Source organism: Bacteroides sp. 519 (assembly GCF_010500955.1).
Classification (GTDB): Bacteria; Bacteroidota; Bacteroidia; order Bacteroidales; family Bacteroidaceae; genus Bacteroides.
Map to the genome: position 1 here is coordinate 1,517 of NZ_QVMJ01000043.1, position 13,513 is coordinate 15,029.

General features: G+C 39.0%; 8 protein-coding genes and 1 pseudogene. 5 read left to right on the forward strand and 4 right to left on the reverse strand.

From position 1 onward, the window contains the following. The 4 genes from D0T85_RS20780 to D0T85_RS20795 all read right to left on the reverse strand — a co-directional run. Positions 1-1,137: DUF3868 domain-containing protein (locus tag D0T85_RS20780; protein ID WP_163215436.1), on the reverse strand; the 1,137-nt coding region annotated here is incomplete at its 3' end. Between the two features lie 110 nt (positions 1,138-1,247). Then, positions 1,248-1,847 carry a DUF3575 domain-containing protein gene (locus D0T85_RS20785; protein ID WP_163215437.1) on the reverse strand — a complete coding sequence of 200 codons (600 nt, stop codon included), beginning with the start codon at positions 1,845-1,847 and terminating at the stop codon, positions 1,248-1,250. Between the two features lie 25 nt (positions 1,848-1,872). Continuing rightward, entirely contained in the window at positions 1,873-2,208 is a 336-nt protein-coding gene (locus D0T85_RS20790) for a hypothetical protein (RefSeq protein WP_163215438.1), read from the reverse strand. A 1,019-nt stretch (positions 2,209-3,227) separates the two neighbouring features. Further along, entirely contained in the window at positions 3,228-3,404 is a 177-nt protein-coding gene (locus D0T85_RS20795) for a hypothetical protein (protein ID WP_163215439.1), read from the reverse strand. Between the two features lie 456 nt (positions 3,405-3,860). Between D0T85_RS20795 and D0T85_RS20800 the strand changes: the two are divergent. From D0T85_RS20800 to D0T85_RS20820, 5 genes and pseudogenes are all read left to right on the forward strand, one after another. After that, positions 3,861-7,092 (forward strand): annotated as a pseudogene (locus D0T85_RS20800) (SusC/RagA family TonB-linked outer membrane protein). 18 nt (positions 7,093-7,110) lie between these two features. After that, entirely contained in the window at positions 7,111-8,814 is a 1,704-nt protein-coding gene (locus D0T85_RS20805) for a RagB/SusD family nutrient uptake outer membrane protein (protein WP_163215440.1), read from the forward strand. Positions 8,815-8,838: 24 nt separating this feature from the next. Continuing rightward, the gene (locus D0T85_RS20810) at positions 8,839-10,116 is read left to right on the forward strand and encodes a glycan-binding surface protein (protein WP_163215441.1); all 1,278 of its coding nucleotides are present in this window, start codon (positions 8,839-8,841) and stop codon (positions 10,114-10,116) included. A gap of 18 nt (positions 10,117-10,134) precedes the next feature. After that, positions 10,135-12,069 (forward strand): IPT/TIG domain-containing protein, encoded by a 1,935-nt coding sequence (locus tag D0T85_RS20815; protein ID WP_163215442.1) that lies wholly within the window; start codon positions 10,135-10,137, stop codon positions 12,067-12,069. A gap of 79 nt (positions 12,070-12,148) precedes the next feature. After that, entirely contained in the window at positions 12,149-13,492 is a 1,344-nt protein-coding gene (locus tag D0T85_RS20820) for a glycosyl hydrolase (protein ID WP_163215443.1), read from the forward strand. Positions 13,493-13,513 lie beyond the last annotated feature (21 nt).

Sequence of the window (13,513 nt, forward strand, 5' to 3'; positions counted from 1 at the left end):
GTTCTCGGGGTTGGTGTTCATCAGCTGACGGGCTTCGGTGGTGCTATAGCTACGTACGGCATAGTCAATCTGGTATTCTACGCGGCGTAGTTCGGGGAATATATCACGAAGCAGGGCACTGTAGCTCGAAAGGCCTTTCAGGCGGGCTTCTTTGGCATCGGGTTCGGCAGTGCTGTCAATGATGGCAAGGATCTGGTCTTTCTGTGCAAGGTTGCTTTCTTCTACTTTAACGCGCAAGCCGGCCCAGTCTTCGGCTGTTGAGCGAACAGTGAAAAGGTTTTCGGCCAACAGGTAGTGGTTCTTGATATAATCTTTCAGGGCAATAGAGCGGTTGTGGGCTAATTTGTCGTTGCTGGCGTATTTGCCTTCGGGTGAGGCATAGCCATCAATAAACAGGCCGGTGATTTGTGCATCCTGATCGCCCATTACTTCAAGGAAGGCATCGTTGATTTTGCCTAACTCAACCGGGTTACGACGGAAGTCGGGAAGAATTACCGAACGGCCAACCTGGAAGTCAAGGAAAGCGCTACCTTGACGGTTACGGGTCTTCACTTCGGGAGCGGGGGCTACCAGAGCTACAAGCGGTTGCACTTCGTAAGGGGCACGGGGGGCCATTTTAACACGGTCGCTTAACTTATAGGTGTAAAGGTTTACTTCACTGCGGCAACCTATCAGTTCCTGACGGAGGTACAGGCTGGCGTTGTCCATCCAACCTTCGTAGGGAATGGCTACTTGGTAGCTCATGTGTTCGTCGGTATATTTATTGGCGTTCACAATCATGCGGGGGGCGTCGTAAAGAGACAGCCACTCATCGCTGGCAACCATAAACCAACGGGCGTTAATCATCGAACGGGTTTTACCGTTCAACTGAACGTAGGGAAGGTCAACAATTTGTTTGCCGTTACGCAACTCGGGCGTAAAATACATGCTAGAACAGTTAGGAACAGCGTTGGCTTCTACTTTAATGTCGAAACAAACGATTAAACTGTCGTTGCGCTCCGAAAAATCGGTCGATTCTACGTAAACAGAGCCTTTGTAGTTCTGGGCAGTAGCGGGAACAGAATAAAAGACCATAAAGGCTATAAAGGCTATAAAGTAATGAGTGTTGAGTAATGAGTTATTTTTCATCTTCTTCATGTTGTTATTATTTAAACGCAGATTAACGCGGATTAACGCAGATTATTTAATTAGAGATTAATCCGCGTTAATCTGCGTTAATCTGCGTTTCAAAAATCAGTAGCTTCATTTTATTTCAAAAAATAAATCAAACTCAACCCAATCTTTGTTGGCCCAACATAGTGCGTAGTGCCTTCGTCGAGTTTCAAACCGCATTTAGGGGCTTCAAACTTTTCGTAATCTATATAGGCGTAGCCGAAACCAACGGTGGCTTCAAGAGACCAACGGGGTGATAACAACCAGTGATAGCCCCATGATACACCACCGCCGGCCAACCAACCACGGTAACGATTATCTTTTAAACCACTGATAAAACCAATATGACCAACATTGAAGTTGGAGTAGTGACCATGAAGGCCGAAGAAATGACCGACAAAACTTTCGCAAAGCCAGTAACGAACTTCGGGCTGAACAGTCAGGTTCTTCCATTTGGTGTTGTCCTTGAAGGTTATAGGGTTGTACATTACCGGCACATCGAGGGTTAAACGTTTGCTCAACTTAAGTTCAACGCCTAAATTGAGGCCCAGACTGACATCATAAAGCAAATTGCTCTTAACGGCAAGACGTGGGATGGGATCATAGAGACGGTAGGTGCTCAGGTCTTGAGAACGAAGAACCCCCGGGGCCAGTGTGAAAACAAGGATGAATATTAGTATTATTCGGGTACGCATAGAACAAGTTTTACAATGTTGATGATTAAGAATTAAGACTCTCACGAGACGACTCAATGCTGGAAAGCCACTGTTTATAACCACGGTTGAATTGATAAACGGTACGGGGAAATTCTGCACGACGCTCACTACTGTCTAACAAAGGATCAACCATTTTACCTACTTCGTTTAAAAGACTAACCAAAGAAGTTACATCTTGACTATGGGTAATACGGCCGGGGCCATGTAAATAATTTAAAAGCCGAGCCTCTTCATAAGAAAGGCATAACTTGCCATTTTTGGCACGTGGGTTTTCAAAGCAGATACTACTCGCTTTATGAAGCAGGTAAACTACATATAAAGTCTTCTTATCCAACATCATGTCTCTAGTCGTTATAAATCCGTCTTATTAAAGAAGACGGACATTTCTAGTTTTGATGGGAGAAAAAAAACTATAAAATCAGGGAATTAGAAAAGAACAAAAAGTATGATGTAAAGAAAACAAAATAAAGGTTTGTATGGCTCAAAAGCGGTATATGAACGTTAATAAAGATTAATTGAATTTATTTACAATGTAATGCTTTGTTGATAAAACACACATTATATATATAAAAAAATCCGTTTTATTCGTTATTGTGGCCAAAACCAAAATCTTTGTTTTTGATGAAAAATAGGACATTACTTGCACAATAAAATCAAAAGTTATACATTTGCATCATTAATGCTGTCCGTCTCCTTTAATAAGACGGACATCATTATATCACCTCAAAGGGTTATTACAAACAACTTTGCGCAATAAATACTACAACTAACACGTCGTTTTTTTTACCACATCCCGATCAATACATGGATTAACACAGATTCAGCGGATCTATACATATTTTTTACCCATGCAACATCAACGGTTTCACTGCGTAACTCACGTAAATTCAGTCTTTATCATAAGTACCATTTAAAGCGTGACGACAAATTTGTAACAACATTTCTTAACACGCCTAACAACACGCTTTTAACAAACTGTTTATCTGCAAGATAACTCAGAACGTGTTGACGTGACGAATAATTTTGTATTTTAAACATCTATGGAGAGCGGGGTTGGTTCAAATCAGATTGGAATTGAAACGCTAAGTTACGCGGAGTTACGCGGAGTTTTTATTTCGATGCCGCAGGAAAACTAAAACTCCGCGTAACTTAGCGTAACTCAGCGTTTCAAAATTTCAGTCCTTAACCGAACCAAAAATGCAATTCATTTGTACCTCAAATGCAGTTCATTTACACCTCAAATGCAGTTCATTTACACCTCAAATGCAGTTCATTTAGCATGCAAATGCAGTTCATTTAGGGGGCAAATGCAGTTCATTTGTAGTTGAGAGTTGAGAGTTCCATGCGGCATCGTAACTCTCAACTCTCAACTAGAGCATCAGCAGTTTCTTTTTTATCTTTTTCTACTGATGTTTTCTTTTCTGTTATGTTCTTTTCTGTTGCCATGGTATTACCATTTTCCTTTTGCCAGCGTTTGTTCGCGTTTTTCTTTCCAACTATACTGCGTTTAACTATCGTATCATTGTATTTTTGCATAACCGTGTAACATATTCAGACGAAACCAACGGGTTGTCATTTTCCATTCTATCTACAGTGCTTGTACAATACATCATCAATCTATTTACAACAAATGTGCAATCAATCGCAATGATTGAAATTGAAACGCTAAGTTACACGAAGTTTTAGTTTTCCTGCGGCATCGAAATAAAAACTCCGCGTAACTTAGCGTAACTCAGCGTTTCAATTTATGCACAAAGTACAAATAATAGATAAAATAGTATCAACCATTTAATAATTTGAATTGTTATTTTTGTTATAGCCTTAATTCAACAGTGTTATATGTGCAGAATAAACAAGCAAGTAGTGCTTTTGCCTTCTTTTTAGAATTGTATTGTTTATTGATAAAATTGTATTATTATTACTCTAAAATACAAGATATTTTTGTACCAAATAAAAAGTGTGAATTTATTCATTTAAATCTAATTGTATTATATGAAGAACATTTTGTTGTTTCTTATGGCGCTCGCCCTGAGTAGCCATATAATGGCTCAGCAAACTACGGTAACAGGTGTAATAACCGATGCTACCGATGGTTCGCCAATAATTGGAGCCAATGTACTTATCAAAGGTAGCAGTACAGGTGCAATCTCTGATATCGATGGTAATTATAGTGTAAGTGTACCTTCCGGAAAGAATGTATTAGTAATCTCCTGCATTGGATACAGAGCACAAGAAATTACATTATCAGCAAACCAACGGGTAGCCAATATAGCAATGAAGGAAGATTCCGAATTGCTTGATGAGGTTGTAGTTGTTGGATATGGTACTATGAAGAAAAGCGACCTTTCGGGGGCGTCGGTATCGGTAGGCGAGGATAAGATTAAGGGATCGATTATTACGAATCTTGACCAAGCTTTACAAGGACGGGCTGCGGGTGTTAATTCGGTTATGACATCGGGAGCTCCGGGATCATCAACCTCAATCCGTGTACGTGGACAGGCAACTGTAAATGCAAATGCAGAACCACTGTATGTAATTGACGGTGTTATATTCCAAGGAGGTAGTAGTAGCGGACATAGCGTAGGATTGGGCGATGCTCTTGGTAATGGAGCAGCCACAGGTATATCACCACTTTCTACACTTAATCCGGCTGATATTGTTTCTATGGAAATTCTTAAAGATGCCTCTGCAACAGCTATTTATGGAGCCCAAGGTGCAAATGGTGTTGTACTGATTACCACCAAACGTGGTAAAACCGGTGAAGCTAAATTTAGTTATGAAGGGATGTTTGGTGTACAAAACCAAGCTGTACGCCTCAAAATGATGGATTTAGCAGAATATGCAGTATACAACTCAAGCATAGCAAAAACAACCGGTGGCCAAGATGGTACAGTTGAATATATGGACCCATCTTTACTGGGTAAAGGAACTAATTGGCAAGATGTTATTTTCCGTGATGCATGGATGAACCAGCACAATATTTCTGCTCAGGGAGGTACCGAAAAAGTTCAATACTTTGTTTCAGGTTCTTATATGAATCAGGATGGTACGTTACGCGGAACAGAGTTTGAACGTTATTCATTCCGTACTAATCTGGATGCTCAACTTAAATCCTGGTTTAAATTAGGATTAAATGTCATGTATTCAAATACACACGAACGCCTTTTAAGGGCTGATGGTTCGCAGGGAGTATTAACATATTCTTTACTTACACCTCCCGATATTCCTGTTTACGATGTTTATGGCAATTATGCAACAGTGGTACGCGAAGGATACAACCGTATGAATCCATTGGCACTAGCCGAACTGGACGATAACTTCCTTACTCGTGAAAAATTAAATGGAAACATTTTCTTTGATCTAACTCCTATCAAGAATTTTACTTGGCATGCCGAACTGGGTTTTGATATAAGTAACTCGAAAGCCGAACGTTGGAGACCTACTTATAATTTTGGAGGTAGTGTACTAAGAGAAACGAATACCAGCATTATTCAACGCAACAATAGCTTATATTGGCAATTAAAAAACTACCTTACTTATAATGGCAATGTGGGTAAACACAACTACACATTAATGGCCGGACAAGAAGCTTGGGAATCTAAATATGAATATATTAGCGTAAGTGGTTCAAATTTACCTGATAACAGCATTAAGAATCCTTCTTTGGGAGATAACCACGGCTGTTATAGGTAGTGGTTTTGGTAGTTCGGCAATGGCCTCGTTCTTTGGCCGCGGAACATACAATTATGACGACCGTTATTTAGCCACATACACATTCCGTAGAGACGGTTCTTCTAACTTTGGTCCTAAAAATCGTTGGGCTAATTTCCACTCATTTGCAGCATCATGGCGTTTTAGCAATGAAAATTTCTTTTTACCATTAAATGAAATCATCAGCAATGGTAAACTTCGTTTAGGATGGGGGCAAACAGGAAACTCCGCAATTGGCGGATATCTGTGGGGAGCTTCTATCTCGGCAATGCCATCGGCATTAGGATCTGGTTATCGCCAAAGCAATATTGCTAATCCATACATAAAATGGGAAACTCAGGAACAATGGAATGTGGGATTAGATTTTGGCTTTTTCCATGATCGAATCAATCTTACAGTTGATTTTTACGATAAAACATCTAAAGATATGTTGATGGCCCTGCAATTACCATCGTATATGGGAACCAGAGGAAATGGTTCTTCTGCACTGGCATCGCCTTGGGGAAATTATGGTACAATCAATAACAAAGGACTGGAAATAGCATTAAATACCAGAAACCTTATTGGCAAATTTGAATGGGATACAGACTTCCAAATATCTTTTAATAAAAATAAATTAGTTGCTCTTGATGGAACTTCTTCGTCGGCTATTGAAGGTTATGGCCAATGGTCCGATATTGTAAGCCGTTCCGAAATAGGTCAGTCACTTTATAATTTCTATGGATATATAGCCGACGGCATTTATCAAAGCAAAGAAGATATTGAAACGCATCTTTGGGGAGAAAAACCATCAAATGGTGTATACAATCGCTATAATACAGTGTTTGTAGGCGACGTAAAGTTTAGAGATCTTAATAACGATGGTATTATTGACGACCGCGACCGTACTAATATCGGTTCGCCATTACCAAAGTTTACCTATGGCATGACAAATACTTTCCGCTTTAAAAACATTGATTTATCAATATTCATACATGGTAGTTATGGCAATAAGGTAATGAACTACTTGGCTCGCGAACTAACCAGCATGGGCTACTGGAGTAATCAATTGCAAAAAGCAATGAACTTTGCTAACCTTGTACCTATCCATGATAATATTAATTATCCGCTAATTAAATATGATGCCGAGGGTAAAGAATATACAATAAACAATTGGTTTGAAGATGTTGATAATGTAAAACTATCTAATCCAAACACCGATATGTCTCGTGCAGGACGGGGTTTACCTTACGACAACAACCGTATCAGTAGCCGTTACATTGAAGATGGTTCCTATTTACGTATAAAGAATATAACAATTGGTTATACATTTCCATCTGAACTGACACGCAAATATAGAATCGATAATCTACGCGTTTTTGTGAATATTCAAAACCTGCACACATTTACCGATTATAGTGGCTATGACCCCGAAATTGGTTTGAATCCACAAAGTGCAAATGTGTTTGGGTTAGATTACGGACGTTATCCGTCTCCTAGAATTTATTCATTTGGTTTAAACTTATCATTCTAACCTCTTAAATAGTATAACATGAAAAATAAAAATATATTCAAAACCTTGATCCTTGCCACAGTGGCATCTATAGGATTCATTTCATGCGAAGACTTTCTGGATCGGCCAACAGAAGATGGATATACAGTATCATCGTTCTATCAAACCGACGAACAATGTTTACAGGCTGTAAATCCTATATACAATTCTCCATGGCACGATTTTACACGTGGTTTTTTGTTGGTAGGAGATATTCAGGCCGGAAATTCTTACTGGGAACATGATTGTTTATACTTCCGTTTACGTTCAAGTAACGAAGAGCTGGCAGGTATGTCGGCCTCATTATGGTCGGTTAATGCACATTGCAACAGTATTATTGAAAACATTAATATGTATGCTGGTTCCGGAACAACAGAAACTGGTCGAAATATGGCCAAAGGTGAAGCTCTGTTGTGGAAAGCAATGGCTTATTTTTATATGGTTCGTATATGGGGACCTGTACCAATCATTCATAACAACTCTGCCGAAATTGCTGCAGGTAATTATAACAATGTGTATAAGGCAACCGAACAAAACATATACGATTATATCATTTTGACACTTGAACAAGCCGTTAAATGGTTACCCGAGAAACCAGTAACTGCCGGACGGGTAGATAAATACTCAGCTTATGGACTATTGGCAAAAGTGTATTTAACAAAGGCTGGAGTTGGAATGAGCAACAGTCGTAATCAAACCGATTTAGACAAAGCTGCCGAATATGCAAGCAAAGTGATTAATGAAAGCGGTAGGAAATTAATGCCTAATTATGAAGATATATTCAGATTAAGAAACAACAATGCCGACGAAAGTCTTATTGCATGGCGTTGGGTGGTGGCTCAACACTGGACAGCTTCAAACCCAATACAACCGGATGTTACTTTTCAAGGAATGGACGGATTAGGTGGCTGGGGAAGCTGGCGTGGTATTTCGGTCGATTTAATGGACCAGTTTAACGAAGATCCTGCTAAACTAACACGCAACAACGCTGATAAACGTCGTAAAGCAACAATGATGATGTATGGCGATGAGTACGATTACTTTTGGAGAGACAAAGGCGGATTTAACTGGACGAATTATCAAAAAAATGATTTGAAAGAATTCCATAGTTCAACTGGTGCAAACTGGGTAAAACATATTGTAGGAAACAGTGCCGACCAGGTAGGAGAAGGTGGAGAGCCTATTACAGAAGCAATGAAAAATAGTTTGGCTACTCATATTCTTCGTTTGGGTGATATTTATCTGGTATATGCCGAAGCTATATTAGGAAACAACGCCTCTACATCCGATCCTAAAGCATTAGAAGCTTTTAATGCTATTAGAAGCAGGGCCGGAGTATCACAAAAAACAGTCATCACTTTTGATGATATAATGAAAGAACGTCGACTAGAACTGGCATGCGAAGGAGATAACTGGTACGACTTTGTTCGATTAGCATATTACAAACCCGATGATGCAATAAATCGTTTGAAGAGCCAACGCAGAAAAAACTACATTGGATTAACAAGCTATTATATGCAAGATAATCCAACCATCACCATAGGATCCGACGGATTACCATCAGTGCGCTATAATGCGGATCAAGCCGACTTGAATATCACAAAAGAAAATATGTATGCACCATTTCCTGATGTAGATTTGGCTATGAACCCCAACCTAAGAGGTGAACCTGTTGAATATGATTTAAGCAATTATACTTATTGATTAAAAGATAAATAGAATTTACATATGAAAAAAGATATAAAAACAACTATTGCCGGATTAGTGGCTTTGTGTGTTTTTCTCACAGGTGCATTAATTGGATGTGAACATGTGGACGATGGAAAATACAAAATGACTAATGGCCTGCCCGAAGTATACTATGTGCGTCTTACCGATACTACCAAAGCAGACTCATTAATAGTAGAAGCGTTCATGGAACAAAACATTTGCCTGATTGGTAATAATTTAACCAGCATTCAGGAAATTTATTTCAATGACCAAAAGGCAACATTGAATATGAACTTTATAACAAACGAAACCCTGATATTAAATGTACCAAAGAACATCCCCGAAGATGTAACCAATAAGATATATTTGATAACTGGTAATAAAGATATTGTAGAATACGATTTCAGGGTACTTGTACCGGCACCTGTGGTAAAAAGCATGAAATGTGAATTTGTTGCAGCAGGCCAAACTGCTACAATTTATGGAGATTATTTACTTGACGATCCGAATATTCCATTAGAGGTAACATTCTCGGGAAATGTAAAAGGTCAGGTAACAGCTTCAAGCAAAACAGAAGTACAAGTAGTGGTGCCCGAAGGCGCTTTAGAAGGCCCAATAGTTGTGAAATCACTCTACGGAAACGGACGTTCAACATTCCACTTCCGCGATAGCCGAGGATGGATCACTGGTTTCGAAGATTCTGAAAATGATGGAGCCGGATTTGTTCCCGGTTGGGGAAGACCAGGAAACATCGAAGAAGATCCTGAATTATCACTAATGGGTAAATATGTAAAAATGACAGGTGCAATAAGTCCTGGTAACGACGAAGACAGCTGGGCTTCGGGAGGTAATAACTTCACCATAAACATCTGGAGTAAAGACAATCCTGATAATCCAAACATAGGTATACCAAATCCGATGGTAACTAGCAATCCGGCAACATCCATTTTAAAAGTAGATGTAAATGTAGTAGAAGCATGGAGCGCATCACCAATGATTTTTACTTTCGCAGCAGCCGACGATAAAGAAGGTTGGTTATGGAACGATACCACACAACCTCGTGGATTCTGGGCACCTTGGACTACAACAGGTTCTTATGTATCTAATGGTTGGGTCACTGTTTCTATTCCACTATCCGAAATGATATACAATGGAGCAGGCGAAGAAATAGCTGCATCAAAGAATTTTGGTCAATTGGGTATAGCGGTGCATAACCGAGGTGGTTCTCCGTATATTGGTACACCTTGTAATCCTATTATCCTTGTAGACAATATACGTATAGTTCCAGGTGAATAATCTTTAAACAAAACAATTATGAATAAAATATATAACATATCGAAATTTCACATGATATGCCTGATGCTATTCTCCATTTGCATCTTTGCAGCATGTGATAAAGACGACGATAATAATAGCCAGATAGTATTGAACTCATTTGGGCCATCACCTGCCTTACGAGGCGGAGAACTACGATTTATCGGGGTTAATCTGGATAAAGTTCAATCTATTGAAATTCCTGGCAGCACAGTAATTACCGAGATCACTAAAGTTGGCGACCGAGAAATAAAAGTAACAATTCCTCAAGATGCACTAGTGGGTAAAGTTAAACTAAATACGCCACAAGGAGTAATTGAAACAGCCACTGTTCTTACTTACGAAGAGCCTATAATAGTAGATAAAATAACAACTGAACTAATAAAAGCAGGTGAAGAATTTACAATCGAAGGTGATTATCTGAATCTGATAAAAGAAGTGATTTTCTCTAGCAATATTGTTGTAAACCAAGAAGATTTTGTAAGTCAGACACGAAAAAAAATCGTGGTACTAGTTCCGGAAGAAGCGCAGCCTGGTAAAATACGCGTATCGAATGGTGCAGAAATGCCAATCGAAGTATATTCTGAAGAAAGTGCAAATGTTGTTGAGCCTGTAATTACAGCTTTAACCCCACTACAAGTAAAAGCAGAAGAAAGCTTAACTATTAAAGGTACCGACCTGAACTTAATTGCAACAATAATATTTAGCGGAGGAAAAGAAGTTAGTGAGTTTACTGTAAACAACGAACAGATTGTAGTTAATGTTCCTGCTGATGCGCAAGATGGTACAATTACATTGGTTGCAAAAAGCGGTTTGGAATATGTTTCAACAGAAGAACTCACTCTGATTGTACCTACAAATCTTTCGGTAGCTCCTGCAAAAGGTATCAAACCAGGTGATATTATTACTATTACCGGAAAAAACATTGATCTGATAACCTCATTCTTATTCCCTGGAATGGAAGAAACAACAGTTCCTCAGTCTGTCAATGACACAGAAGTGAAAGTAGCATTTCCTGATGCTGCTTACAGTGGTGAACTTATAATTAATCTGGGTAGTGGAAAAACAGTATCAGTTGAGGTTGAAACTCAAAAGCCTGTTGTTTCATCTTATAATCCATCACCTGTAACAGCTGGCTCTATCCTTACAATACAAGGTACGGATATGGACTTAATTGGTTCTGTAGAATTTGGAGAAGAGATAGTTGCAGAAGTAGAATCGGCTACTTTAACCGCATTAACCGTAAAAGTGCCAGTTGGAAGCCCATCAGGCGAGCCTGTACTTGTAATGAAGAATAGTGAAAGAGTGAAAGCTCCATCATTAGAAATCGTATCACCAGTGTTCTGCTTTATACCTGAATTACCGGCTGGAGATGAAGAGATAAAATCGGGAACTATATTAGTAGTAAATGTAGAAAATGGTGATAAACTAACAAATGTAACAGTCAACGGCAATAGTACTCAGTTCATCCTTCAGGGATCGGAACTTCATGTGCTGGTACCTATTAGCAGCAATGGTGCAACTACTTTTACTCTAATCTCATCAAATGGCGAAGTATCCTATACTATAGATATTATTTATTCGGGTAAAGTTGAAACTGTAATTTTAGATGAAGAAACTGATCTGGGTGCATGGAGTAATTCATTCCGTTTAAATAAAAAACAATTTAAAGATGTAGGTTTCAAAGCAGGCTCTATATTACGTTTCTACCTAACACGTACAGGTGATTGGCCACAAATTCAAATCAATCATGCAAATTGGGGAGCACTAACAATGCCCGAAGGCTCTGATGTAATAGATATTACAGATGTAGTATTCACACAAGAAATGATAGATACAATGATGGGACAGGATGATGGATGGTCCGATACAGCACTTGTTATACAAGGAGCCAGTGCTATTATCCACAAAGTATCTACAATTGTAGAAAACTAGTTATCAATAGGCTATTAGGTTAAATACAGGCTCACACAACGAGAATAGTATGGGCCTGTATTTTTTTAGAACACTGAAAATGAAAAGAATATTGTTTTTATATGTTTGTTTACTAACATTCACCTGTTGTTCCTCAGATAAGGGAGAACCCGAAACACCTATATTAGAAGCTCCTAAATTGGTTTCTTCACAACCAGCTAATGGACAAACTGAAGTTTTGGAAACGGTTATGAATATTGAGTTACTTTTTGACCAAACAATTCAATTGGCAAGAGCACACAATATTACCCTTAATGGAGTGGTAGTGTATCAACCCGAAGTAAATAATAAAACAGTAAAGGTAAAGGTAAAATTAGAAAAAGGTAAACAATATATATTGAAGATACCTTCGGGAAGTATTATTGGCGTTACGGATATTCCTACAGAAACAATTACTATTTCATTTGAAACAATTAAAGAGCCTGTCCCAGAAATATCTACAAATCTGGTAGCAGAAGATCCATCTGTCGAAGCTCAGAAGTTGTACAACTACCTGTTGCAGAACTATGAAACCAAAACACTATCCGCCATGATGGCCGATGTGAGTTGGAACACCGACCAATCCGAGCAGGTATACGCTTGGACAGGAAAATACCCTGCCATCAATTGCTACGATTACATCCACTTGGCTTGGTCGCCGGCAAACTGGATTGATTACAGTAACATTACTCCGGTTAAAAGCTGGTGGGATGCCGGTGGAATTGTGGCAGCTGGTTGGCACTGGGTTGTACCACCCTCCGAAGGCATAACCGAGCCAAGCAAGATGACATACAAACCGGAAGAAACCTCTTTCCGAGCAAAAAATGCAACCATTGAGGGCACTTGGGAAAACAATGTAGTGAAGGCCGATTTAGAAAAAATAGCTGGATACTTAAAGCTACTTAAAGAAGAAGGCATTCCCATATTATGGCGTCCATTACACGAAGCTGCCGGAAATATTTACGAATACAATAACGGAACAGCATGGTTTTGGTGGGGTAATGATGGTGCCGAAGCTTATAAAAAGCTATGGATGTATATGTTCGACTATTTTAAATCACAGGATTTAAATAATCTTATCTGGGTATGGACTACACAAACTAAAGACGATGCTTTTTATCCGGGCGATGAATATGTAGATATTATAGGACGCGACCTATACAATATGAATGCTGCTAATTGTGTAATACAATATAAAGTAATTACAAACACGTATGCACATAAAATTGTTACACTTAGCGAATGTGGTACCGTAGGTCTTATATCCGAACAATGGAAAGCCGGAGCTCGTTGGTCGTGGTTTATGCCATGGTATGGAGAAGGTCATGCAAACCAAGAATGGTGGATCGATGCAATGAAACAAGATTACGTTATTACGCGCAATCAACTACCCGGTTTTAAGTAAATAAAGTACAGTATATTGGCA